Origin of the sequence: Alistipes sp. 56_sp_Nov_56_25 (genome assembly GCF_001915285.1) — a bacterium.
GTDB lineage: Bacteria > Bacteroidota > Bacteroidia > Bacteroidales > Rikenellaceae > Alistipes > Alistipes shahii.
Genome location: NZ_MNQF01000062.1, coordinates 46,389 through 69,076, shown reverse-complemented (window position 1 = coordinate 69,076; position 22,688 = coordinate 46,389). Strand labels below are relative to the sequence as shown.

Below are 22,688 nucleotides of genomic sequence, written 5' to 3'. Positions count from 1 at the left end.
GGGGAAACAATGCGGGGTTTCCGGCTAAAATTTGTATCTTTGCCGGGCTATAAGCCTCCGTCATGCTCGAAAAACTGGCCAAACAAACTGCCGTCTACGGCATCAGCACCATCGTCGTAAGGTTCCTGAGCTACCTGCTCACGCCTTACTACACCCGTGTGTTCGGGCAGGAGACCTACGGCGTCGTCACCGACATCTATGCCCTTATCCCGCTGGCGCTCACGCTGCTGACGATGGGCATGGAGTCGAGCTATTTCCGTTTTTCGGCCAAGGCCGAGGAGGCGGGCGGCGATGTGAAGGCGGCCAAGCGGCGGCTTTTCGCCACGACGTGGGGCGTCACGTCGCTCGCCGCGGCGGTGTTCTTCCTGGCGACGGCCTTTTTCCGCGACGGCATCGCCCGCATGATGGGCGAGGCGTATGTCGCGCATCCCGAATACGTCGTCTGGGTCGGCCTGATCATCCTTTTCGACGTCTGGGCCTGCATCCCCTTCTCGCGGCTGCGCGAACAGGGCCGGGCCATGACGTTCGTGGGGCTGAAAGCCATGAACGTCGTTCTGAACGTGGCGCTGGCCTTCGGGTTCGGCGCCGCCGGGCTGTTCGCCACCGACTTCGGCGTGGGATGGGTCTTCGTCGCCAACCTGATCGCCAGCGTCGTGACGTGGCTGGCGATCCTCGGGACCGCCGACCGCACCGTTCCGAAGATCAACTGGGCGCTGCTCGCCGCGATCTTCGCCTACTCGCTGCCGCTGCTGGTGGGCGGGCTTGCCGGTACGGCCAACGAGTTCATCGACCGGCAGCTGATCAAGTACCTCGTTCCCGAGGGCGCCATGGCCCAGCTGGGCATCTACGGGGCCATCACGAAGATCGCCGTGGTGATGATGCTCTTCTACCAGATGTACCGCCTGGCCGCCGAGCCGTTCTTCCTCTCGAACTTCAGGAAATCGGACTTCGTGGCGATGAACGCCGCGGCGCTGAAATACTACGTCATGGCCTCGATGCTGATTTTCCTCGGCATCGCGCTGTTTCGCGACGTGTTTGCGCTGATCGTGGGGCGCAGTTTCCGCGAGGGGATCTTCATCCTTCCGGTGGTGCTCGGAGCCAACGTGTTGACGGGCGTGTGGCTCAACCTCTCGTTCTGGTACAAGCGCGAGGAGCGCACGTCGCTGGCCATCGTCGTCACGGGTGCGGGACTGGTCGCCATCGTCGCTTTCGGGTTCTGGCTCATCCCGCTGTGGGGCTACTACGGGGCCGCGTGGGCGCGCCTGGCGAGCGAAACGGTGATGGTCGCCGTCAGCTGGTGGCTCAACCGCCGCTATTACCCGACGCCCTACGACTGGCGGCGCATCGGCGAATACGTCGCCGCGGCGCTCGCGGTTTTCGCCGTTTGCGAGGCTTTGACCGCCTCTGCGGACAATATGTTTGTAAGCTATGCGTTTAATATAGTGCTCTTTGCGTTGTATGCCGCCTACCTCGTCCGCCGCGAGCGGATCGACCTGGGGGCGATGCTGCGCGCATTCCTGCACAGGTAAAAAGTGAATCGGAGTATGCAGAAACGACTTTTCCCCAGAATCGCAGCCGCGGCTTCGGCCCTCCTGCTCCTCGCCGCCTGCGGCCAGTCCCGTCCGGAAGGCCCGGCCGAGGTGTTGCTGCATACCACGGCGGGCGACATTCGCATCGAACTCGACGGGCGGACGCCCCTTCACCGGGACAACTTCCTGAAACTAACCCGCGAAGGATTTTTCGATTCGGTGCTGTTCCACCGTGTGATCGCCGATTTTATGATCCAGGCGGGCGATCCCGCCTCGCGCCGCGCCCCGGCGGGCACGATGCTGGGCGAGTCCGATGCGGGCTACCTGATTCCCGCCGAGATCGTCTATCCGGCGCTGGCGCATACGCGCGGCGCGCTGGCCGCGGCCCGGACTTCCGACGAGGTGAACCCCGAACGGAAATCCTCCGGCAGCCAGTTCTACATCGTCTGGGGCAAGCCCTTCGACGGCGCGACGCTCGACCGGATTCAGCAGAGCGTGACCGCTGCGACGAACGGGGAGATCGTGATCCCCGATTCCCTGCGGACGATCTATGAAACCACCGGCGGCACGCCGTTCCTCGACGGACAGTACACCGTTTTCGGCCGTGTGACCGAGGGGCTTGAGATCGTGGAGGCCATTCAGGGCGTGGCGACCGATTCGGCCGGCCGGCCGCTGGAGGACGTGCGGATCATCCGGGCCGAAGCGGTTCGAAAATAGACTGAACATGAAGAAGACGACCGGAAAAATCGCCGTGATGGGCGCCAGTTTCGCGCTTTTCCTCTGCGGGGCCGGGGCGCTCCAGCTGGAGCGCGGCACGGCGCAGACCGTGATCCTCGCGGTGGTTTTCGCGGGTTTGCTGACGATTGCCGGGGTGCAGACCTTCCGGCGTATGAAAAATAAGGAGTAAAATGCGTTTTGCGGACATTACAGGACAGGAGGATTTGAAACGGCATCTGACGCAGTCGGTCGATGCCGGTCGCGTGAGCCATGCCCAGCTCTTCACGGGTACGGCGGGTTCCGGGGCGCTGGCCGTGGCCGTGGCCTATGTCCAGTATCTCTGCTGCCGCCACCGCTCGGGCGGCGACTCGTGCGGCGAATGCCCCGACTGCCGACAGATCGCGGCGCTGGCGCACCCCGACCTGCATTTGGTTTTCCCGGTCAACAAACAGGGCAAGAAGTCGGGAGAGGTGATGCGCAGCGACGAGTTCCTGCCGCAGTTCCGCGCGCTGTTCGCCGAGCGCGGGGGCTACTTCTCGCCGCAGGACTGGTACGACCGCCTCGACCTGGGCAAGACGCTCAAAGGCATGATCGCGGCCCGCGAGGCCGACGAGATCATCCGCAAACTGTCGTTCAAGAGTTTCGAGGCCGACTATAAGACCATGCTGATCTGGCTTCCGGAGGCGATGAACGAGGAGGCCGCGAACAAGATCCTCAAGATTCTGGAGGAGCCGTGGGACCGCACGCTTTTCATCCTGGTCTGCGAACATCCCGACCGCCTGCTGCCGACGATCGTTTCGCGTACGCAGGAGGTCTGCGTGCCGCGCATCGCGCCCGATGTGCTGGAGCGGGTGGCGCAGCAGCGGGGCGTGGCCGATCCGCTGCAAGCCCGCAACATGGCGCGCCTGGCAGGCGGCGATTTGCTGGAACTGGGCCATCTGGTGGCGGGCGAGAGCGATGCGATGCGCAAGGAGCATTTCGACCTTTTTTGCAGCCTCATGCGTTTGAGCTACAATGACCGGCACCTCGAACTGGTCGCCTGGGCCGAAGATGCCGCGCAGCTCACCCGCGAGCAGCAGCGGGCGTTTCTGCGCGATGCGGCGCGGCTTTTGCGCGAGAGCTTCATGCTCCATGCCGGTATCCGCGAGGTCAGCTATCTCTGGGGCGAGGAGCTGGCTTTCTGTTCGAAATTCGCCCCTTTCGTCGGCCCGCGGAATATCGAGCCGCTGATCGCCGAGATCGAGAGCGCCGCCGCGCAGATTGCGCAGAACGGCAATCCGACGATCGTATTCACCCATTTTGCCCTCTCGGTGAGCAAGATGATAAAACATTTGTGATTTATGGCACGTGTGGCACTTCTTTTAGGCGGTAATCAGGGCGATGTGAAACGGACCCTGCAAACGGCGCAGCAGCTTGTCAACTCCCGTGTGGGGGCCGTGCTGCGCTGCTCTCACCGTTATGAAAGCGAGCCGTGGGGATTCCCGGCCGCGGAGCGTTTTTCGAACCAGGCGCTGGAGGTCTCCACCGACCTCACGCCGCACGAGGTGCTCGACGCCTGCCAGCGGATCGAGCGGGAACTGGGCCGCAACCGCGCCGCCGAGGCGGTCGAGAAGGCCTCTTCCGGAGCCGTCTACTGCTCGCGGCCGATCGACATCGACATCATTTTCTACGACGACGAAGTGATCGGCGACGAACGCCTCACGGTTCCCCATCCGCTGCTCGCCGAGCGGGAATTCGCGCTGGTGCCGCTTTGCGAGATCATGCGCCAGCGGCGGCATCCCGTGACGGGAGCTACCGTCGGCGAGATGCTCGACGCGCTCCGAAACAAATAGAACGGGTATGAAGGCAAAACGAATATTACCGCTTCTGGCCGCCGCCGCGCTGCTCGCGGGGTGTTTCAAGGACGTGTCGTACAAGACGAACTACGTCCTCAAACCCCTTGCGCAGGCGCAGACGGTCGATCCTGTCGAGCCGTTCGAGGGGCTGAAGGCTTATGCTTTCGACGCCGATACGGCCTTTTACACCGTGGCTTCCTACGAGGATGCGCTCAACGGCGTCATTGCGCGGAAGGACGACCTTTCGGACCGGATCGCCTCCCCGGTCGCCGCGGCTGAACCCTGCGTGCGGGAGGGGACCGTGGGCTGGGTGCAGATGCCACTTTCGGCCGAGACGCAGATGGTCGTGGCTGTCGACCCGGTAAACAGGGTCTATGCCTATACGCAGCAGGAATTGGACGTGAACCTTCCCAACCTCTACGTGTCGCTGATTTTCAAACCCTGGAAGGGTTTTTCCTACAAGGAGGGCAACTGGAGTTTCTACAACGAGTTCTATGCGCCTCCCGTCTACCTCGACTGCCTGATCGACCCCTCGGTCCAGCTTGCCGAGGGCGGCGAGACCTCGGAGATCGCCAACGTGAAGGCGTATGCCTATGCCGCCGACACCACGGCGTTCTACATCGCCTCGTACGACGATGCCGTGTCGGGCAAGCTCACGGCGAAAACCGCCGGCGTCACCCCGCCCGCCACGCCGTTCTCGGCCTACGAGGACAAGGAGACCGGGCTTTACAAGATGGAGGTCAGCTCCTCGACCCTGATGGTGGTCGTGGTCGACCGCACCAACCGCCTCTACGCCTACTCGAAACAGGTGGTCGACCTCGAAGGCGAGACCGTGACCCTGCCGGTGGTCTTCCGTCCGTGGCGTGCGACGTGGATTTACGTCGAGGACGGCTGGCGCTTCGTCGATGCGTCGCGCGCGCCTGAAACGAAACCCCAAACACAATCCCGACGCCGATGAACACTCCGCGACATATGCTTAACGTGCTGCGCCTTGCGGTGGCGCTGCTCTTCGCTTCGGCCCTTATGAGCCGCTGTGCGAGCATGATGACCCCCACGGGAGGTCCCCGCGACTCGCTGCCCCCCGTCATCGTGAACATGACGCCCGACAACTTCGCGACCGGCCGGCCGACGGTCGGCCACGGGAAGATCTACATCGAGTTCGATGAGTTCGTGCAGCTCAAGGACCAGCAGAAGGAGTTCTTCACCTCGCCGGCGATGAAGAAAAAGCCGCTCATCACCCTGCGCGGCCGGGGCATCGTCGTGCAGCTGCGCGACACGCTGGCCCCGAATACGACCTATGCGCTCAATTTCGGCAGCGCCATCCGCGACAACAACGAGGGCAACCCGCTCTATTCGATGCGCTACGTCTTCTCGACGGGTCCCGAGATCGACTCGATGGTCCTTTCGGGCTATACGGCCGACAGTTACAAGGCCGACTCCGTGTCGAAGAGCTTCATCTGGTTCTTCCCGGCCGACTCGGTCGAGCAGGTCGCCGGATACGACTCCACGATCTTCAAGTACAAACCCGCGGCCATCGCCCGTGCCGAGAACAACGGCATCTTCATCGCCCAGAACCTCAAGCCGATCCCCTACCGCGTCTATGCCGTTCAGGATAAGAACGACAATCAGATGTACGAGCCGGGCAGCGACCAGGTGGGTTTCCTCGAAGGGACCTACAACCCTGCCGAGATGCCCGATTTCGGCATGTGGTACGACTCGATCCGCCGGTACGTGACCGCCGAGCCGCAGCTCTATTTCCGCATGTTCACCGACAAGGCGTTCCGCCGCCAGGTGCTTTCGCAGACCGAGCGGCCGTTGCAGCACAAGGCGATGCTCTACTTCGCCGCGGCGCGTCCGAAGATCACCCGGCTCCGTTTCGACAGCATTCCGGCCGACCGGGTGATCGTCGATCCGCAGACCGTGGGCCGAGATACGATCGCCCTGTGGTTCAACGTCCCCTCGTCGTCGCTTCCCGATACGATCAAGGGCGAGATCACCTATTTCAAACACGACACCGTCAACCAGTTGCAGGAGGTCACCGAGCCGCTGAAGCTCGCCTGGCGTCTGATCGAGACCAAGGAGCAGGAGCGCGAACGCGAGAAACTCGAACGCGAACGCCGCAAGGCCGAGGCCGCGGGCGAGGAGTGGGTGGAACCCAAGAAGGAGAACCCCTTCGCCTTCAAGATGCCCACTTCGGGCGAGATCAACCCCGAGAATCACCTGACGGTCGATTTCGACTATCCGCTCGTGAAGCTCGATTCGGCCGAACTGCTGCTGACGCGCGTGCTCGAGGATAACTCGATCGAGGATATTCCGGTGCGCATGGTGCGCGATACGGGGATGCTGCGCCGCTGGCAGGTCCGCGCCCCGTGGAAGCTGGGCGGACAGTATACGCTGACCATCCCCGAGGGCGCCATTACCGACGTTGCGGGCCTCTCCAACGACTCGATCATCAGGAAGTACACGGTTCTCGACCCCGAGAAATTCGCCACGGTGCTCATCCACGTCAGGGGCCGCGACGACGGCACGAAGTATATCGTCCAGCTGCTCGACGGCAGCAACGCGCTCAAGCAGGAGAAGCGGGACGTGACGACCGGCGACATCCGGTTCAATTACGTTCCCGCCGGCGAGATCAAGTTCCGCGTCATCGAGGACCGCAACGGCAACGGCAAGTGGGATTCGGGCAATGTGGTCGAACGTCTCCAGCCCGAGCGGGCCGAGATCTACGCCAACGACCAGGGCGAGGACACCTTCGCCACGAAGACCAACTGGGAGATCGAATTCTCGATGGACATGAACCGGATCTTCGCGCCGGTCACGATGCAGTCGCTCTCGCGCCTGCTGGACGAACGCGAGTCGCAGCGTCTGCGCCGCGAGGCGGAGAAACGGGCCAAGGAGGGTCCGAAGCGCGATCAGGACCGCAACCGGCAGCAGAACGACAATAACAGCAACTTCAACGCTGCGGGCGGGATGTTCAATAATTTCAGATAAGATGACGATGCAACGACATATCCGGACGGCGCTCTTCGCCCTTGCGGCCCTCGCCGCATGGCAGGGGGCTTCGGCGCAGCATACGCTCGGCTTCACGGTGGGCTACGGCATGGGCAACGGCCGCTTCCAGCCCCAGCAGGAGATGCGGGCGATCTGGGGACTTTACAGCGGGGGCCTTTCGTGGCGCTACTACGGCAAGCAACGCTTCGTGGGGGGCTTCGGCATTGATCTGGAGTTCCAGCAGCAGGGCTTTTCGTTTGCGACCAACGCTTCGCAGGTCGAGGAGAAGAAGGATTATCTCTACTATACGCGGCATGTCAATTCCGTCGTGCTGCCGATCGTCTGGCAGCCGCACTTCTACATGCTGCGCAACCACGTCCGCATCTACCTCGAAGCGGCCGCGACCTTCTCCTACAACATCTCGTCCACCTACGAGAACGAGCAGGCCCGGGCCAACGGCTCCGCCGGCTGGAAAGGCGACTATCCCTTCAAGCTCGCGCGCGACAACCGCTGGGGCTACGGACTGGCGGGCGGCGGCGGCATCGCTTTCCTGATCCGCCGTTTCGAGCTGAATTTCCGGGTGCGCTACTCGTTCGGTTATTCGGACATCGTCCGCAACCGCAACAAATACTACGACAACAACAGCGACGGCGCGGAAAATCCCTTCTGGGCCACTCCGCTGCGTTCGCCGCTCGACAACCTTATGATCTCCGTGGGGTTGAACTACCGCTTCAACAAACAGGGCTTCGAGGCCTGGAAACCAAGACCCAAGAAGGAGAAGAACCGCGAGGTCTTCAAATTCGGGCTGTAAAAAACACAAATTATGGAAACTACCCGTCAGCAGAAAATCGCCAAGCAGATCCAGAAGGACGTTGCCGAAATCTTCCAGAAGGAGGGCGCCCCGATCGTGCGCGGCTCGCTCGTAACGGTCACCGCCGTACGCATATCCCCCGATTTCAGCTACGCCAAAATCTACGTCAGCATCTTCCCCTTTGAGCAGAGCGGCGAGGTGATGAAGCGGCTCGAACACCAGAACTGGTTCATCCGCCGCGCCCTGGGCCAGCGGCTCCGCAACCAGCTGAAGAACGTCCCCGAAATTCAGTTCCTGCTCGACGATTCGCTCGAATACATCGAGCATATAGAGCAGGCGTTGAAAGAAGATTGACAGTTATGCGCTTCTGCCGGTTGTTCCCGCTGCCTGCGGCGGCATTTGCAAGTCCGATCCGCCCCCGAACCTCTGCCGAGGCGGGGGCTTCGGGATTTACGCTCTAATCCGTCGCCCGCCATGCTGCCGCAGCTCTTCGCCCGTCGCTACCTCTTTTCGTCCCAGTCCCGGTCGGTGGTCAACCTGATCTCGGGATTGAGCGTCGCGGCCGTGGCGATGCCCGTTGCGGCCATGATCATCCTGCTGTCGGTCTTCAACGGCTTCGAATCGCTCGTCAAGTCGATGTATTCGGCTTTCGACGCCGATCTTACCGTCTCCCCGCGGCAGGGGCAGACCTTTGTGCAGCGGGATCTCGACACCGCGGCCCTCGCACGCATCCCGGGGGTCGGCGCGCTGTCGTTCACCCTGGAGCAGAGCGCCCTGCTCGAACACGGAGGGCGTCAGGCCACCGCCACGATCCGGGGCGTCGACGACGCCTACGGGGCTGTCTTTCAGCTTGGCGATGCCGTTTCCGCCGGGGAGTGGCGCGTGCGGCTGGGCGATCTGGAACGGCTGGTCGTCGGACAGTCGATGGCGTGGATGCTGGGCATCCGCTCGCTGGCCGATGCCGACGTCACGCTCTACGCCGTGCGGCGGGGATCGTTCTCCTCGCTGCTGCCGCTCGAAAACTACACGCGCCGCACGGAACCCGTGGGCGGCGTTTATACCCTCGACCTCGAAACCGAACGCACCTACGTGCTCGCCTCGCTGCGGCTGGCGCAGGAGCTGTTCGGCTATCCGGGCCGCGCCTCGGCGCTCGTCGTGCGCCTCGCTCCCGGGGCCGATGCCGCGGCGGTCCGCAAGGCCGTTGCGGAGGCTGCGGGCGACGGATTCCGCGTCCGCACGCGCGACGAACTGCGCGCTTCGTTCTACCGCATTATGACCTACGAGAAGTGGGGCATCTTCTTCATCGCCCTGCTGGTGCTCATCATCGCTTCGTTCTCGGTGGTGGGGGCATTGGCCATGCTGATCGTCGAAAAACGGGACGACATCTCCACGCTCCGCGCCCTGGGGGCCGACACGGGCCTCGTCCGCGCCGTGTTCCGCACCGAAGGGTTTCTGATATGCGGTCTGGGCGCTGTCGCCGGCATGACGCTGGGCGTTGCCGCGACTCTCGCGCAGCAATATTTCGGGCTGATCGAGATTCCGGCCGAGACCTTCCTCACGAAGAGCTATCCCGTCGAATTCCGACCGACCGATCTGGCGGTCGTCGCCGCGTCGTTCGCTGCCGTGGCCGCCCTCCTTTCGAACATCACCGTCCGCAGTATGATTAAAACCGACCGATTATGAAACGATTCCTCCGCATGGCGGCTTCCGCGGCCTTCGTGCTGCTGCTGTCCGCCTGCGCCCGCCACAAGATCATCCCCGACGACACGCTGGCGCAGATTTTCCACGATGCGTTCCTCACCAACGCCTACATCGGCAGCGAGGGCGTGAAGACCGACTCGCTGCGCATCTACGAGCCGATCTTCGCCCGCTACGGCTACACGACCGACGACGTGCACTACACCATCGGCAACTTCTCGAAGCGCAAGAGCGCCCGTCTGGGCGACGTGGTCGAGCGGGCCATCGAGATGCTCGAACGGGAGGGTAAGATCTATAACCAGGAGGTCGCCGTGCTCGACACGATCGACAACGTCGCCCGCCGCACCTTCACGCGCACGGTGCTCGCCGATTCGCTCATCCGCGTCGGGTCGCTGCGCGACACGGCCCGTTTGAGCTTTACGCTCGACGTCGAGCCGGGCGAATACAGCCTTTCGCTCAAATACCTCGTCGATTCGCTGGACCGCAACCAGCGGGGGCTGAAAGGCTCCGTGTGGCTCGAACGGCGCGACAGCTCGCGCACCAACGTCTACACCACGACCCTGCGGCGCAACCGCGAGGAGAGCTTCTCGCGCCGGTTTACGACCGACACGACGCACCGCCGCCTGCGCATCGACTTCCTGACCTTCAACGCCAGGCCCGAACGGCCTTCGGTGACGGTCACCGACCTCAAGGTGGAGTACATTCCCCCGACCCGCACGGCCGTCGAAAAACTCTACGAACAGCAACTCGACATCCGGATTTTCGCCGATGACTTCCTCCGCGCCGCGGCCATCCCGAAGGATAGCCTCTAACCTGCTGTGGACGCCGCAGGGCCTCGTCCGGCATCCGCTCCTGACACTCGGGGCGGACGGCCGCGTGCTCTCTGCGGAGTGTTGTCCCGATCCGGACCGCCTCGCCGCCACGGAGTTCTATGCGGGGCTGCTGGTCCCGGATTTCCCGGCCGACTACCGCGCCGCGTTCGACGGCATGCGCGTCGCCGCATTGCCGCTTTCCGAACTGCTGCCGCGAATCGTGACGCCCGGCGGGGCGCTGGTCGTCATCTCGGGACTCGACTACGACTCGCTGCGGCTCACGCCGCAGTCGCAGATCCGGAAGTTGTGAGGCTGCCGTATCCGGGCCGAACGTACGCCGTCCTCCTCCCTGAAGGAGAAACGGGGCGGGTTCGGATGGGCGAACAGGGCCGGAGGCCGTGGGAGCGGCGGCCGGCGGTCCGATTTTTCGATTTCCGGGGTTATATCGGTAAATGCTCCTCGACCGTGCGCCGCAGGTGTTCGCGGTCGAGGTGGGTGTAGATTTCGGTCGTGAGGATGCTTTCGTGCCCCAGCATCTCCTGCACCTGACGGATCGAGGCGCCGCCTTCCAGCAGGTGCGTCGCGAACGAGTGGCGGAAGGTGTGGGGGCTGATGCGCTTTTCGATCCCGGCCCGACGGGCGGCCTGCTTGAGGACCGTGAAGACCATCACCCGCGTAAGCTGTCCCCCGCGGTTGTTCAGGAAGACGATCTCCTCACCCGTCCGGACGCTCCGCCGCTCTTCGAGGTAGCGCTGGATGCGGTCGCGGGCCGTTGAACTGACCGGCACGATCCGCTGTTTGTCGCCTTTGCCGATCACGCGGATGTACCCTTCGCCGAAAAAGAGGTCCTGCATACGCAGCGACGTGAGTTCCGAGACCCGCAGTCCGCACGAATAGAGCACTTCGAGCATGGCGCAGTCGCGCAGCCCCTTCACGGTCGAGGTGTCCACGGCGGCGATGATGCGGTCGATCTCGGCGGTGGTCAGCACGTCGGGCAGCTGGCGGCCGAATTTGGGCGTCAGGACGAACTCCGCGGGCGACGATTCGATCTTGTCCGAGATCATCAGGAAGTTGAAGAAACTCTTGATGCCGCTCAACGCCCGGGCCTGCGAGGTCTTCTCGCGTCCCCGCTCGTAGAGCCACGCCATGTAGCGTTCGACCATCTGCGGTTCGACCTTGTGGGGCGCGACGTCCCACTGGCGCAGGATGAAGTGCGCGAACTGCATGTAGTCGCGCATGTACGATTCGACGGTGTTTTCCGAGAGCCGCTTCTCCAGTTTTATATAGCTACGGTAACGGCGGCCGGTTTCGTCCCACTTTTTTGTATTTTCTGCCATCTTTTGGTCCGCTGAATCCGGGATTATTGTAACTTTGTCCGAACGAAGGTACGAAAATTTTACATAATATGGATTATACGGTTCTCCATATCGCGGTCTCCGACGACGAACAGGCTGAAATCCTGACCGCCGAACTGGCCGATTTTCCGTTCGAGAGTTTCGAAACCGAAGGCGGTCTGCTGAAAGCCTATATTCCGGCCGTGCGGCTCTCCGGCTGCAAGACCGATGTCGACGCCCTGCTGGCGCGCCGCGGGGTCGAAGGGCGTTATGCCGTCATCCCGACCCAAAACTGGAACGCCTCCTGGGAGAGCGATTTCCCGCCGGTCGACGTCGAAGGCCGCCTGCGCATCCGCGCCCCGTTCCACGATCCGGCTCCTGCGGGGGAGATGGAAGCGGTCGTGCTGCCCCGGATGTCGTTCGGCACGGGTCATCACGCCACCACGTGGTTCATGTCGCGCGCGGTGCTCGGCCTCGGAGTTGCGGGCCGCACGGGACTCGACATGGGCAGCGGCACGGGCGTGCTGGCGATCGTCGCCGCCAAATGCGGCGCGGCGCACGTCGACGCTGTGGACATCGACGACTGGGCGGACGAAAACTGCCGTGAAAATGTCGCCGCGAACGGTGTCGCGGACCGGGTCGAACCGATGCTGGGCGACGTAGGGCGGATTGCCGGGCGGCGCTACGACTTCATTCTGGCCAATATCAACCGCAACGTTCTCGTGGCCGACATGCCGGCCTATGCCGCGGCGCTGGTCCCGGGCGGCGACCTGGTGATGAGCGGATTCCTCGAAGCGGACACTGCGGCCGTCACCCAAGCCGCTGCGGAACAGGGCATGGAGACCGTCGCGGCCGAAACCCGCGAGGGCTGGATGATGATACGTGTTAAAAAGAAGAAGTAATCCCGGTCGCATGCGATAAGTCCCCGCCGAGGCGGGGATTTAGGGGTGGGTCAGACTTGTAAACGCGGCGTTCCGCCGCGGGAACAGCGGTCCGATCCGGAAAGCGTTCAGGAAAAGAGATTAATTCTGTGATTTGAAAACCTACAAGGGCCGCGGCATCGTGCTGCATACGCTCAAATACGGCGACACGTCGATGGTCGCCTACCTGCTGACCGATGTCGGAGGCCGCCGCAGCTACATGGTGCAGGGGGTCCGCAGCCGCAGCGGCCGGGGTTCGAAGCTGGCGCTGTTCCAGCCGATGTTCCCCGTCGAGTTCGAGGGGCTGGAATCCCCGCGGCAGCAGATGGACCGCTTCAAGGAGGTGCGCGCGGGGTTCGTGCTGCAAAGCCTTCCGTTCGATGTCCGGAAATCGACCATGGCGCTGTTTATGGCCGAGGTTTTGTACCGCCTCGTCCGGGAGAGCGAGCCGAACCGGCCGCTTTTCGATTTCGTGTGGGGTTCGGCCGAGGCGTTGGACGCCATGGACGAAGGGGTGCCGAATTTCCACCTCTGGTTCCTGGCCAACCTGAGCCGTCTGCTGGGTTTCCGCCCCGGCAACGACTATACGCCGGGGGCGTGGTTCGACATCCGCGAGGGGCTGTACAGCGTCGTGCGGCCTGCGCACCCGGGAGTGATGACGCAGGAGTGCGCCTCGTTGCTCGACCGGATGCTCTCCTGCGACGTGCGGCGTCTGGGCGACGTGGGGCTGAACCGCGACCGGCGGTCGGAGTTTCTCAATGCCATGCTGGCCTATTTCGGCTACCACCTCGACGCCATCAGCGCCGTGCAGTCGGTGCGCATACTAAAAGAGGTGTTTTAACGTTAAATTCTAAAGATAAAAGGGAAGAAGATTATGAGAAAGATGTTGCTTGCGGCCGCAGCGCTCGCCGTAGCGCTCGCCGCCTCGGCCCAGGAGCCGAAATTCGATTTCAGGCGCGACTCGACCCGTACTTCGGGCTTCACGCTTCCCGATTCGCTGGCGCACATGTCGCCGTGGAAACCCGACTACAAGACGATGGCCCCGGTCAGGACCAAACCCACGGTGTCGATGACTTCGGTGGTGGTGATCCAGAAGGAGAACCTCCCCTCGCGCATCACCGTCATCGACAACAATACGCTGCGTCTGGGTCAGCATTTCAACCTCTCGAACGGTCAGGCCTGGAACTGGAGTCCTTTCCCCGACGCATTCCTCGACGCACGTACGCTTTCGTTCCCCATGCCGCGGTAACGCTCTGCCGGGACTCCCCCTCTCTCTGAAAAGCAGGCTCCCCATTGCGGGGAGCCTGCTTTTCAGGTATCAAAACTTGTGTGCGGCACGGACCGGCCATTTCCCTGTTTTTTCCCACCCGGCCTCGACAAACTGCTGCCAGGTTTTGGTTCGGACATGGTTTCGGTCGGAACGGTACGCATACACATTCACAAGCCGGGTCTGAAGAGGCATTCCGAAATCAACGATCTGCGCAACATTGTCTTTTCGCTCGGTCGAAGACCACCAAAACCGGGAGTCTGTCCAAACGGACAGTTTGTCGCCGCCGTAGGATTCTGATAATTCGCTGATTCTCCGTGAAAAACGGTAGCTCTCCTTGTTGCCGAATTTTTCGAATCCCTCCGCTTCGCCGCACAACTGCCACAGCCCGCGCAGTTCATCCACCGCCGGCAGGTACCAGCCCGGCCCCAGCGATTCGCACCATTCGAAAGCGGGAAAATCTTCCCATGTCAGTTTGCCTTCGGCCAGCCGTTCGATCAGCCGGCGGCGGTTGTTCCAGCCGTCCTCGCGGTCGGAAAGCCCCAGCAGCAGATCGGTTGCCCACGAGGAGTCGGCCGACCATCTCAAGCTTTTAGGAGCCTGTTCGAGCGAGAGGATCAGCCCGTGGCGGCCGTTGTCGGTCGTGGAGATAACGATTCCCCGTATGCCGTCCTCGTCGAACAGATCGCCCGGGCGGTAGCTTTTCGTCACCCGGGGCCACGGGTAATCCGCTGCGGTGACCGGACCCGTCGCCCCGGAGTCGTCACCGACGAAAAGCTCCTTTTCTCCGTTTTGGTACGTCACCGAGAACACCTCGGCGCGCGGCAGGGAAAGCACCTTGTCCGAGCCGCCCCACAGCGTATAGAGTATATGGCTGTCGGTGATCTCCCGAACCTCGGCCTTCACTTCGTCGGCATTGCGCAGCAGAATCACATCCTGCGCTTCGGCTCCGCCCCACCAGAGGAGGGCTGCGAGCATAAACAGCAAGCGTCTCATGGCCTAAAACCGATAAGCGAAATCCAGCGACAGCGACCAGGGGCTTTTGCCCATTTCCTGATGGGGCGAAGCGAAAGCCATGGCCCATTGCAGTCCGATGTCGGCATGCCCGAAGGTGTATCCGTAGGTCAGATTGACGGCCGGAACGATTGATTTGCGCAGCTCCTTATCTACATCGTACCAGGTGTCGAGCGCGACATCCGTATCCGTTCCTTCTATGAGCCCCGCCAGATTCGGCGACGCCCCCATCCGCAGTTTCATGCCGACGGGAAGCTGAAGACGCAGTCCGTAGCGCATGTAGAATCCGTTTTTGACCGGACGCATGCCGTAATAGACATCCACCGCAAAAGCGTCGTAGCGCATGTCATACGTAAACGACTCGTCCTGAACAGTCCCTTCGGTCGAACCTCCGTTCTGCATATACCCCACACCCACGCCGAGATGGCCGTGCCCCGTGCGGTTGAAATAGCGTTCGGCAAAAGCCGAAGCCGCAAATCCCAGCCGGGGGTTGCTGGTGAAACTGACCTGTTCGGACGACGAGCCGAACTGCGCTTTAAGGTCATCCTTGAATGACCAGAAGCTTACACCCGCGCCGGCGCGCAGACCGAACGTCCACAGTTTGTCGCGTTTGCGCCTTTCGGCCCTGGCGACGGCCTGCCGCATCGCCTGCTGCGACGGGGCGGCGATTCCCGTGTCCTGCGTTTTCCCGGCCGCAGCAGACCGGTCGAGCGGAGTGATTATATCCTTGGCTCCCGATTCGTAGCGGATAACGAAGACCTCGCCGCGGGCGATCGAGTAGACGGGTCCCGTGAGATTGGTGAATTTACGGTAGCGAATCGACTGTTCGCCGACCTCTTCCACCTTCGCGCGAATCTCCTCGCCGTTTTTTTTCACAATGACGTCTTGTGCCGAGACAGTCGTCGACAGCAGCATGAACGCTGCCAGAAACAGGATACGCTTCATAAAATTTAAGTTTTAAAGGTTGGTAAACTTTACAAAGGCACAAAAAAAACGTGGACAGTTTTCAATATCCACAAGAGAGGCCCTGGATAGCCCATGCAGTAGAATACAGATAAAATGCCCACGCCGTAAAACAGCGAGAGCACCAACTCCTATTCCTTACTGCATTAGAAATTTTCCAGGTTTCTCTTGTAAGAAAAAAGCCGATGCGCTTTTATGTCCCATGTATGCAGTCCTCACAGGCTGCAAAAGCAAATATAGGGATAAATCAGAGAACTGCAAATTTTTTTTCGTCCGGCTTTTTAGGTATTTACGCGTATTGATCCGCAGCGATGAAATTCCGAATTTTGCATCCGGAAAGAATCACTGCCAATGAAACCGATTATTATACTGTTGTTGTCGCTGCTCCCGTTCGGGGCATTCGCCGGGGAACCGGCTCCCGCGTCCGCAGCGGGCGAACCCACCGTCGCCGAACTTTCGGCCCAGCTCGAAGCGCTCAAAGCCAGGACTTCGACCTGGGATAAGATTGCAGCCCGCCTGCCCCGGATCTCGGGCTACGTGCAGACCGGCTACGAGTGGTCGGAAACCTCCTCGACCTTCTTCATCAAGCGCGTGCGCCTAAACCTTGCGGGCGACATCGCCGAAAAACTCGACTACCGGGTGCAGATCGAGTTCTGCGGCCCGAAAATCGTCGACGCCTACATCCGCTACCGGCCTTTCGAACAGCTGAATTTCCAGCTGGGAGAGTACAAACTGCCCTTTTCGATCGAGAATACCGACTACGTGCCCCTCAAGTACGAGTTCATCGAATACCCGCTGTCGCTGCGCCGGCTGATGGGCTTCAACGACGTGTGCGGACTCTCGGCTACGGGCCGCGACATGGGCGCCATGCTCTACGGCGGGTTCTTCAATCGCAAAGGGTACAGTGTTCTGGGTTACAACTTCGGCGTGTTCAACGGCGAAGGGCTGAACGTCAAGGACAAGAACAAATCGAAGGACCTTGTGGCGCGGCTGACGCTGCGTCCCGTCCGGGGATTGCAGATCGCCGGTTCCTACTATTGGGGCGAGTATGGCTCCGACTACCTCAAGCGCGTCCGCTACGGTGCGGGCGCCTGCTACGACGAGGGACCGTTGGTCGTGCGCGCCGAGTGGATCTGCGGCACGACGGGGCTTCCCGCGGGCGGCGAACTCGACAGCGACGGCTGGTACGCCGTCGGCGGGTGGCGCGTGACGCCGTCGCTGATGTCCGTGGTGCGCTACGATACGTTCCTCGAAAACTCCTCGGAGAGCGCCTCGCGGCAGACCAACTACACGGCGGGCGTCGTGTGGCAGCCCGTGAAATACCTGCGCTGCCAGCTCAACTACACCTACGAAGATTATGCGTCCCGCGCCGCCGCCAACCGCAATGTGGTGTCGCTGATGCTCTCCGGAATTTTTTAATTGAATTGCCATGAAAAACTTTTTCGAAAAACTCCGCGTCGAGGACTGGGTGGTGGTCTGGGTCTCGATCCCGCTGCTGCTGCTTGCGGCGCTCATCCCCGCCGACCTGCCGAGCGTGCCCGCGACCCTCGTGGGCGAAGTGGCGTGGTATAACATCGGCCTGCTGTTCGCCATCGTGCTGGTGGTGCTCTACGTCGGCTGCCTGCTGTTGCGGCGTCCCCTCAAGGGGTTGCTGCCGTCGCTGGTCGTGGTCTTCGCCGTTTCGCTGCTGGCGCAGGTCGTGGCCAAAATCCCGGCCGTCTCCTACTACGGCTTCGAGTCGGTCTTCTTCTCGGTGCTGTTCGGCCTGGTGATCCGCAACGTGTGGCGCGTCCCCGCGTGGATGAAGCCCGCCATTCAGGGCGAGTTCTTCATCAAGATCGGCGTGGTGTGCCTCGGCGCCACGATCCTTTTCAGCGACGTGATGAAATCGGGGGTCTTCGGACTCGTGCAGGCCTGCCTCGTGGTGGCCGTCGTGTGGTTTTTCGCCTTCCGCTTCTCGCGCCGCATGAAGGTCGACGAGCGTTCGGCGATGATTCTTGCGAGCGGGCTCTCGATCTGCGGCGTCTCGGCTTCGATCACCGCGGCGCGCGTGGTCGGCGGCGACGACCGGAAACTTTCGTATATCGTTTCGCTGGTGCTGATCGTCGTCGTGCCGATGATCTACCTCATGCCGTGGCTGGCGAACCTGATCCTGCCGCACCTGTTCGCTCCCGAAGTGGCCGAGGAGGTCGCCGGGGCGTGGATCGGCGGCACGATCGACACCACGTCGGGCGTCGCCGCGTCGAGCATGATCGTCGGCGAGGTCGCCAACCAGCACGCCGTGATCATCAAGGCGGCGCAGAACGTGCTGATCGGCGTGGTGGCGTTCTTCATTGCGCTTTACCTCTCGACCCGCGGCGAGAAGGGCGGGCAGGCTCCCTCGCTGGGCATCGTGTGGGAGAAGTTCCCCAAGTTCATCCTCGGGTTCGTCGCCGCGTCGCTCGTCTTCAGCCTCTGCCAGTCGAACGGTCTCTTTACGTTGGGCGCCAAGGGCAAACTGCTCGAACCGGGCGTGGCGAAGATGTTCTCGACGGTCTTCTTCTCGCTGGCCTTCGTCTGCATCGGTCTCGACACGCGTCTCAAGGACATCGTCTCGAAGGAGAACCGCAACGTCCTGCGGTCGTTCCTCGTGGCGCAGACATTCAATATCGTCGTGACGTTCGTGATCGCTTGCCTGCTCTTCGGCCTGCTAAAGCCGGCGCTTTAAGGACGCGCTTTCAGGGGCGGTGGTAGGGCGGCCCTTTCCCGGTCCGGCTCTGCACGGCTCCCGGTCCGGTCACGAAAAAAGGCTGACGAAACCGTCAGCCTTTTTTCGTGAATTTCCGTCCCGGCCGGAATCCCGGACCGCTCTTTCCGCGGGTCTCTTTCCCGCGTGCGGGATGGCCTGCGCCCGGTTGCCCCATGGCCGGCTTTTCGCCGAAGAAATACGCCTTTTGCCGCCGCTTCTCGTCCTGCGAGCGGGCGACATAGACTTTCTCGTGCGTGTAGGGGTTTTCTCCCGTGTAGAACATCACCGACGAGAGGGTCATCGGCGTGGGCGTGAGGTCCTGCACCTGCTCCAGATTGAAATGCAGTTTTCCCAACACCTTTCCGGCCAGCGACTGCATGTCCCGCTCGGTGCATCCCGGGTGCGAGGAGATGAAGTAAGGGATCAGCTGATAGGGCAGATGTTCCTGACTGCAAATGCGATGGAAGTCGGCGGTCAGCCGCTCGAAGAGCGCGAACGGCGGTTTGCGCATCAGGCGCAGCACGTTATCCTCGGTGTGTTCGGGCGCCACCTTGAGCCGTCCCGAGGTATGATGCTTCAGCACAGTCTCCAGATAGGGCGAGCGGTCGAACAGGTCGTAGCGGATGCCGCTGCCGATAAAGGCTTTCTTAATCCCTTTGACGGTCCGTATTTTTTCGTACAGGGCCAGCAGCGGCCGGTGGTCGTTGTCGAGATTGGGGCATATCTTCGGGTGGAGACACGAAGGACGGCGGCACTTGCGGCACAACTCCCTGTCGCGGCCGCCCATGCGGTACATGTTGGCCGACGGGGCGCCGACATCCGAAAGGTAGCCTTTGAACCCGGGCGATTGGGCCACGCGTTCGACCTCGGCGAGGATCGACCGTTCGCTGCGCGAGTTGATGAACTTGCCCTGATGGGCCGAGATGGTGCAGAACGAGCAGCCTCCGAAGCAGCCGCGGTGGATGTTGACCGAATGGCGGATCATCTCCCAGGCCGGAATGTCGCCCTTGCCCGCGTAACGCGGATGCGGGGCGCGCTCGTAGGGGAGATCGAACGAGTGGTCGAGTTCCTCGGTCGTGAGCGTCGTGTTGGCGGGCGTCACGACCACGCACCGGTCGCCGACAGCCTCCACGAGTGTCGCCGTGGGTTCCATCAGGTTGCTCTGGGTCTCGATGACGGTGAAGTTCTCGCCGAAGGCGGTCTTGTCGGCCAGACACTCCTCGTAGCTGCGGAGGCGGATCGTCGCGGCGGGGTCGAGCCGCGCGACGTAGCTTTCGTCGGAGAGGAACGCCACCTGCCGGATTTTGCGCAGCAGTTTGGCGTTATAGCCGTTGCGCATCGCCCGGGCCACCTGCTGCACGACCCGTTCGCCCATGCCGTAGATCAGCAGGTCGGCGCCCGATTCGGCCAGGATGGAGGGTTTCAGCGCGTCGCTCCAGTAGTCGTAGTGGGTCAGGCGGCGCAGCGAGGCTTCGATGCCCCCGATGACCACCGGAACGTGGGGGTAGAGGCGCTTGAGGATCTGCGAATAGACCGTCACGGCACGATCGGGGCGGAATCCCGCCTTGCCGCCGGGCGTGTAGGCGTCGTCGTGGCGCAGGCGGAGGTTGGCGGTGTAATGGTTGACCATCGAGTCCATCGAGCCGCCCGAAATGCCGAAAAACAGGCGCGGTGCGCCCAGTTTGCGGAAGTCGCGCAGGTCGTCGCGCCAGTTGGGCTGGGGAACGATCGCCACGCGGTAGCCCTCGGCTTCGAGCAGGCGTCCCACGACGGCCGCCCCGAAAGCCGGGTGGTCGATGTAGGCGTCGCCCGAGAAGAGGATCACGTCCAACTGATCCCATCCGCGTTCGCGGACCTCCTTGATGGTCGTAGGTAAAAACAAGATCGTGCGTTATTTGTTTTGTTTCGGTTGCATTTCTTGCAACCGGTGTTGTTCGCGGCTCTGCCGCGTTTGCAAGTCTGACCCCACCCCAAACCCCTCCCTCGGGAGGGGCTTGTCGCATCGCGACCGGAATGCGGCGATTAATTTTCTTTGGTTTCTTTTGCCGCTGAAGTGTAAATATTCCATTTTGTCAGCAGGGACTGGAAATCGGCCGGAAGCGGGCTTTCGAACAGCACGTTTTCGTGCGTTGCGGGGTGTTCGAAGCCCAGCAGGCGGGCATGCAGCGCGTGGCGCGGCATCACCGCGAAGCAGTTTTCGATGAACTGCCGGTATTTGGCGAAGGTCGTGCCCTTGAGGATGCGGTCGCCGCCGTAGCGTTCGTCGTTGAACAGCGGATGGCCGATCCACGCCATGTGGACGCGGATCTGGTGGGTGCGCCCCGTTTCGAGACGGCACTCCACGAGGGTTACGTAACCATAGCGTTTCAGCACCTTCCAGTGCGTCACGGCGTGCTTGCCGTCGGACCCGTCGGCGAAGACGAACATCTTCTGCCGATCCTTGGGACTGCGGCCGATGTTGCCCGTGATGGTCCCTTCGTCCTCGTCGAAATTGCCCCACACCAGAGCCACGTAGCGGCGCTGGATCGTGTGGTCGAAGAACTGTTTGGCCAGCCGCGCGTGGGTCTGCTCGTCCTTGGCGATCACCAGCAGTCCCGAGGTGTTCTTGTCGATGCGGTGCACCAGTCCCGCGCGGTTCTGTTCTTCGGCCGGGATTCCCTGCTTGTTGAGGTGGTGCATCAGCGCATTGACCAGCGTGCCGCTGTAATTGCCCACCCCCGGGTGCACGACCAGTCCGGCCGGTTTGTCCACGAGCAGCAGCCATTGGTCCTCGTAGGGGATGTCGAGCGGAATGTCCTCGGCGACGAGCTCCACCTCGCGCCGCGGGTAGGGCATCACGATCTGGATGCGGTCGAGCGGCTTGACCTTGTAGCTCGACTTGGCCGCCTTGCCGTTGACGAGGATGTTCCCGCTGTCGGCCGCCGCCTGAATGCGGTTGCGCGAGCAGTGCTCCATCCTCACGGTCAGGAACTTGTCCAGTCGCATGGGGGTCTGGCCCTTGTCGGCCGTCACCGCAAAGTGTTCGTAGAGGCCCGCTTCTTCTTCGTCCTCCGCATCTGCCGGAACGGCGTCCAGCTCCGGATCGTCGGTGGGGTGTCTGTCGGTCATCAGTCGAAAAATCCCTCGTTATTGTTTGCGGGCCGCTCCTCGGCGGGTTCCGCCGAAGCCTCCTCCAGGACCGTCCGGGCGAGCGAGTCGGCCCGCTGCTGCTCCTCGGCCCGGCGTTCCTCGGCGGCGACGGCCGCCTGCTTCTCGGCCTCGGCCCGGTAGCGGGCGAGTTTCTTCTCGTCGAGCGTCAGCCGCAGGTCGACCTTCGACCCCAGCGCTGCGCTGCGCTCGGCGCCCGGCGTCTGGATGTAGACGCGCGTGTCCTTCTGGTTGAGCAGGTTGACCCCTTCGTCGAAGTCCACGCGCCCGACGTTGAGGCCCAGTTCCCAGAGGCGGCCCTTGGCCTGCGCCAGCGGCAGCCCCACCAGCCGCGGCACGATCGTCGTGCCGTAGCCCTCTTCGACGCCCACGTAGAGCGTCACGCCGGAACCCATTTCGGCCTCCATGCGGGTCGTGGGGGTCACGGGTTTGCCTTCGCAGTACTCCTCCAGTACGTAGTTCGTGGCCATGTCGGCGCGGTAGACCAGCTCGGCGATCTCCAGTCCGGCGATTTCGAGCATGTTCTTGGCCTGCCGCAGCGAACGCCCGGCCACGTAGGGCACGGGGACCATCTTCTGACGGAAGGAGTTGATCGTGATGTAGACCGTGCGTCCGGGTTTCACCTCGACGCCCCCTTCGGGCAGCTGGTCGAGGACGATGCCCCCTTCGTAGGCGGGGACGAACAGCGAGTCGTTGATGTGCAGTTGCAGGTCGTGCTTGCGGGCGATGCGTTGAGCTTGGTCGAGCTGAACGCCCGAGAGGTCGGGCACGGTGCGCCGCGCGCCGTGGCGTGTGCCCAGTTGCATGAGGATGTGCGCGGCGACGGCCATCGCGAGGATGATCGCCGCGATCAGCGCGAGGTTCCACAGCAGCGGATGCCGCCGGAGCCGGGACAGGTAATTCTGGGGTTTCTCCATAGATC

The 22,688-nt window shown here is 62.4% G+C and carries 23 protein-coding genes; 17 read left to right on the top strand and 6 right to left on the bottom strand.

Annotation, left to right across the window (positions count from 1 at the left end; all coding sequences use genetic code 11):
* The first annotated feature begins 62 nt into the window (after window positions 1–62).
* The 12 genes from BHV64_RS10135 to BHV64_RS10080 all read left to right on the top strand — a co-directional run bounded on the left by BHV64_RS10135 (window position 63) and on the right by BHV64_RS10080 (window position 10,703).
* Complete coding sequence (locus BHV64_RS10135; protein WP_138265702.1) at window positions 63–1,529, top strand: lipopolysaccharide biosynthesis protein; 1,467 nt, start codon at window positions 63–65, stop codon at window positions 1,527–1,529.
* Between the two features lie 15 nt (window positions 1,530–1,544).
* Window positions 1,545–2,246, top strand: coding sequence for a peptidylprolyl isomerase (locus BHV64_RS10130; protein ID WP_147619723.1), 702 nt, complete (start codon window positions 1,545–1,547; stop codon window positions 2,244–2,246).
* A 7-nt stretch (window positions 2,247–2,253) separates the two neighbouring features.
* On the top strand, window positions 2,254–2,436 hold the full coding sequence (locus tag BHV64_RS10125) for a hypothetical protein (protein WP_195579215.1): 183 nt from the start codon (window positions 2,254–2,256) through the stop codon (window positions 2,434–2,436).
* Window position 2,437: 1 nt separating this feature from the next.
* Window positions 2,438–3,583, top strand: coding sequence for a DNA polymerase III subunit (locus tag BHV64_RS10120; protein ID WP_022061089.1), 1,146 nt, complete (start codon window positions 2,438–2,440; stop codon window positions 3,581–3,583).
* A 3-nt stretch (window positions 3,584–3,586) separates the two neighbouring features.
* Complete coding sequence (gene folK / locus BHV64_RS10115; protein WP_022061088.1) at window positions 3,587–4,078, top strand: 2-amino-4-hydroxy-6-hydroxymethyldihydropteridine diphosphokinase; 492 nt, start codon at window positions 3,587–3,589, stop codon at window positions 4,076–4,078.
* Window positions 4,079–4,085: 7 nt separating this feature from the next.
* Window positions 4,086–5,039: a hypothetical protein gene (locus BHV64_RS10110; protein WP_015546839.1), complete on the top strand. Its 954-nt coding sequence runs from the start codon at window positions 4,086–4,088 to the stop codon at window positions 5,037–5,039.
* Window positions 5,036–7,072, top strand: a complete 2,037-nt coding sequence (locus BHV64_RS10105; RefSeq protein WP_044054232.1) for an Ig-like domain-containing protein — start codon at window positions 5,036–5,038, stop codon at window positions 7,070–7,072. Before BHV64_RS10110 ends, BHV64_RS10105 begins: the two co-directional genes overlap by 4 nt.
* Before the next feature lies 1 nt (window position 7,073).
* Window positions 7,074–7,883 carry an outer membrane beta-barrel protein gene (locus BHV64_RS10100; RefSeq protein ID WP_022061086.1) on the top strand — a complete coding sequence of 270 codons (810 nt, stop codon included), beginning with the start codon at window positions 7,074–7,076 and terminating at the stop codon, window positions 7,881–7,883.
* Between the two features lie 12 nt (window positions 7,884–7,895).
* Window positions 7,896–8,237 carry a 30S ribosome-binding factor RbfA gene (rbfA, locus tag BHV64_RS10095; protein WP_015546836.1) on the top strand — a complete coding sequence of 114 codons (342 nt, stop codon included), beginning with the start codon at window positions 7,896–7,898 and terminating at the stop codon, window positions 8,235–8,237.
* Window positions 8,238–8,357: 120 nt separating this feature from the next.
* A complete protein-coding gene (locus tag BHV64_RS10090) occupies window positions 8,358–9,566 on the top strand; it encodes an ABC transporter permease (RefSeq protein WP_195285580.1) in 1,209 nt (402 codons plus the stop codon).
* Window positions 9,563–10,393, top strand: coding sequence for a DUF4296 domain-containing protein (locus BHV64_RS10085; protein WP_015546835.1), 831 nt, complete (start codon window positions 9,563–9,565; stop codon window positions 10,391–10,393). The genes BHV64_RS10090 and BHV64_RS10085 overlap by 4 nt, the downstream gene beginning before the upstream one ends.
* Window positions 10,350–10,703: a cytosine deaminase gene (locus tag BHV64_RS10080; protein ID WP_149886967.1), complete on the top strand. Its 354-nt coding sequence runs from the start codon at window positions 10,350–10,352 to the stop codon at window positions 10,701–10,703. The genes BHV64_RS10085 and BHV64_RS10080 overlap by 44 nt, the downstream gene beginning before the upstream one ends.
* A 130-nt stretch (window positions 10,704–10,833) precedes the next feature.
* Here the strand turns inward: BHV64_RS10080 and xerD are convergent, their stop codons facing one another.
* A complete protein-coding gene (xerD, locus tag BHV64_RS10075; protein WP_022061082.1) occupies window positions 10,834–11,730 on the bottom strand; it encodes a site-specific tyrosine recombinase XerD in 897 nt (298 codons plus the stop codon).
* Between the two features lie 68 nt (window positions 11,731–11,798).
* On the opposite strand from xerD, the gene prmA reads away from it, so the two are divergent.
* The 3 genes from prmA (at window position 11,799) to BHV64_RS10060 (ending at window position 13,896) form a co-directional block, all read left to right on the top strand.
* On the top strand, window positions 11,799–12,629 hold the full coding sequence (gene prmA, locus BHV64_RS10070; protein WP_288115830.1) for a 50S ribosomal protein L11 methyltransferase: 831 nt from the start codon (window positions 11,799–11,801) through the stop codon (window positions 12,627–12,629).
* A gap of 133 nt (window positions 12,630–12,762) precedes the next feature.
* The gene (recO, locus tag BHV64_RS10065; protein ID WP_022061080.1) at window positions 12,763–13,488 is read left to right on the top strand and encodes a DNA repair protein RecO; all 726 of its coding nucleotides are present in this window, start codon (window positions 12,763–12,765) and stop codon (window positions 13,486–13,488) included.
* Between the two features lie 33 nt (window positions 13,489–13,521).
* On the top strand, window positions 13,522–13,896 hold the full coding sequence (locus BHV64_RS10060; protein WP_022061079.1) for a hypothetical protein: 375 nt from the start codon (window positions 13,522–13,524) through the stop codon (window positions 13,894–13,896).
* A gap of 69 nt (window positions 13,897–13,965) precedes the next feature.
* Here BHV64_RS10060 and BHV64_RS10055 read toward each other — a convergent pair whose 3' ends face one another.
* Both BHV64_RS10055 and BHV64_RS10050 read right to left on the bottom strand, forming a co-directional pair.
* Window positions 13,966–14,910 (bottom strand): hypothetical protein, encoded by a 945-nt coding sequence (locus tag BHV64_RS10055; RefSeq protein ID WP_288115826.1) that lies wholly within the window; start codon window positions 14,908–14,910, stop codon window positions 13,966–13,968.
* Between the two features lie 3 nt (window positions 14,911–14,913).
* Window positions 14,914–15,873, bottom strand: coding sequence for an outer membrane beta-barrel protein (locus tag BHV64_RS10050; protein ID WP_217727615.1), 960 nt, complete (start codon window positions 15,871–15,873; stop codon window positions 14,914–14,916).
* A 369-nt stretch (window positions 15,874–16,242) separates the two neighbouring features.
* Here BHV64_RS10050 and BHV64_RS10045 point away from each other — a divergent pair, with 369 nt between their 5' ends.
* Both BHV64_RS10045 and BHV64_RS10040 read left to right on the top strand, forming a co-directional pair.
* A complete protein-coding gene (locus BHV64_RS10045; protein ID WP_022061078.1) occupies window positions 16,243–17,310 on the top strand; it encodes a porin in 1,068 nt (355 codons plus the stop codon).
* A 10-nt stretch (window positions 17,311–17,320) separates the two neighbouring features.
* Window positions 17,321–18,598 carry a YeiH family protein gene (locus tag BHV64_RS10040; RefSeq protein WP_015546833.1) on the top strand — a complete coding sequence of 426 codons (1,278 nt, stop codon included), beginning with the start codon at window positions 17,321–17,323 and terminating at the stop codon, window positions 18,596–18,598.
* A gap of 94 nt (window positions 18,599–18,692) precedes the next feature.
* Here the strand turns inward: BHV64_RS10040 and BHV64_RS10035 are convergent, their stop codons facing one another.
* The 3 genes from BHV64_RS10035 to BHV64_RS10025 all read right to left on the bottom strand — a co-directional run bounded on the left by BHV64_RS10035 (window position 18,693) and on the right by BHV64_RS10025 (window position 22,683).
* The gene (locus tag BHV64_RS10035; RefSeq protein WP_288115823.1) at window positions 18,693–20,501 is read right to left on the bottom strand and encodes a YgiQ family radical SAM protein; all 1,809 of its coding nucleotides are present in this window, start codon (window positions 20,499–20,501) and stop codon (window positions 18,693–18,695) included.
* A gap of 140 nt (window positions 20,502–20,641) precedes the next feature.
* Complete coding sequence (locus tag BHV64_RS10030) at window positions 20,642–21,727, bottom strand: RluA family pseudouridine synthase (RefSeq protein ID WP_015546832.1); 1,086 nt, start codon at window positions 21,725–21,727, stop codon at window positions 20,642–20,644.
* Window positions 21,727–22,683 carry a PASTA domain-containing protein gene (locus tag BHV64_RS10025; RefSeq protein ID WP_015546831.1) on the bottom strand — a complete coding sequence of 319 codons (957 nt, stop codon included), beginning with the start codon at window positions 22,681–22,683 and terminating at the stop codon, window positions 21,727–21,729. The genes BHV64_RS10030 and BHV64_RS10025 overlap by 1 nt, the downstream gene beginning before the upstream one ends.
* Between the last annotated feature and the right edge of the window lie 5 nt (window positions 22,684–22,688).

What these genes read in the sequence shown, in the direction of transcription:
- BHV64_RS10090 (WP_195285580.1), top strand. Translation starts at nt 8,358, where the DNA reads ATGCTGCCGCAGCTCTTCGCCCGTCGCTACCTCTTTTCGTCCCAGTCC.
- BHV64_RS10050 (WP_217727615.1), bottom strand. Translation starts at nt 15,873, where the DNA reads ATGAAGCGTATCCTGTTTCTGGCAGCGTTCATGCTGCTGTCGACGACT.
- BHV64_RS10030 (WP_015546832.1), bottom strand. Translation starts at nt 21,727, where the DNA reads ATGACCGACAGACACCCCACCGACGATCCGGAGCTGGACGCCGTTCCG.
- rbfA (WP_015546836.1), top strand. Translation starts at nt 7,896, where the DNA reads ATGGAAACTACCCGTCAGCAGAAAATCGCCAAGCAGATCCAGAAGGAC.
- xerD (WP_022061082.1), bottom strand. Translation starts at nt 11,730, where the DNA reads ATGGCAGAAAATACAAAAAAGTGGGACGAAACCGGCCGCCGTTACCGT.
- BHV64_RS10120 (WP_022061089.1), top strand. Translation starts at nt 2,438, where the DNA reads ATGCGTTTTGCGGACATTACAGGACAGGAGGATTTGAAACGGCATCTG.
- BHV64_RS10085 (WP_015546835.1), top strand. Translation starts at nt 9,563, where the DNA reads ATGAAACGATTCCTCCGCATGGCGGCTTCCGCGGCCTTCGTGCTGCTG.
- BHV64_RS10105 (WP_044054232.1), top strand. Translation starts at nt 5,036, where the DNA reads ATGAACACTCCGCGACATATGCTTAACGTGCTGCGCCTTGCGGTGGCG.
- BHV64_RS10040 (WP_015546833.1), top strand. Translation starts at nt 17,321, where the DNA reads ATGAAAAACTTTTTCGAAAAACTCCGCGTCGAGGACTGGGTGGTGGTC.
- BHV64_RS10125 (WP_195579215.1), top strand. Translation starts at nt 2,254, where the DNA reads ATGAAGAAGACGACCGGAAAAATCGCCGTGATGGGCGCCAGTTTCGCG.
- prmA (WP_288115830.1), top strand. Translation starts at nt 11,799, where the DNA reads ATGGATTATACGGTTCTCCATATCGCGGTCTCCGACGACGAACAGGCT.
- BHV64_RS10100 (WP_022061086.1), top strand. Translation starts at nt 7,074, where the DNA reads ATGACGATGCAACGACATATCCGGACGGCGCTCTTCGCCCTTGCGGCC.
- BHV64_RS10055 (WP_288115826.1), bottom strand. Translation starts at nt 14,910, where the DNA reads ATGAGACGCTTGCTGTTTATGCTCGCAGCCCTCCTCTGGTGGGGCGGA.
- BHV64_RS10045 (WP_022061078.1), top strand. Translation starts at nt 16,243, where the DNA reads ATGAAACCGATTATTATACTGTTGTTGTCGCTGCTCCCGTTCGGGGCA.
- BHV64_RS10110 (WP_015546839.1), top strand. Translation starts at nt 4,086, where the DNA reads ATGAAGGCAAAACGAATATTACCGCTTCTGGCCGCCGCCGCGCTGCTC.
- BHV64_RS10135 (WP_138265702.1), top strand. Translation starts at nt 63, where the DNA reads ATGCTCGAAAAACTGGCCAAACAAACTGCCGTCTACGGCATCAGCACC.
- BHV64_RS10025 (WP_015546831.1), bottom strand. Translation starts at nt 22,683, where the DNA reads ATGGAGAAACCCCAGAATTACCTGTCCCGGCTCCGGCGGCATCCGCTG.
- BHV64_RS10060 (WP_022061079.1), top strand. Translation starts at nt 13,522, where the DNA reads ATGAGAAAGATGTTGCTTGCGGCCGCAGCGCTCGCCGTAGCGCTCGCC.
- folK (WP_022061088.1), top strand. Translation starts at nt 3,587, where the DNA reads ATGGCACGTGTGGCACTTCTTTTAGGCGGTAATCAGGGCGATGTGAAA.
- BHV64_RS10080 (WP_149886967.1), top strand. Translation starts at nt 10,350, where the DNA reads ATGACTTCCTCCGCGCCGCGGCCATCCCGAAGGATAGCCTCTAACCTG.
- BHV64_RS10130 (WP_147619723.1), top strand. Translation starts at nt 1,545, where the DNA reads ATGCAGAAACGACTTTTCCCCAGAATCGCAGCCGCGGCTTCGGCCCTC.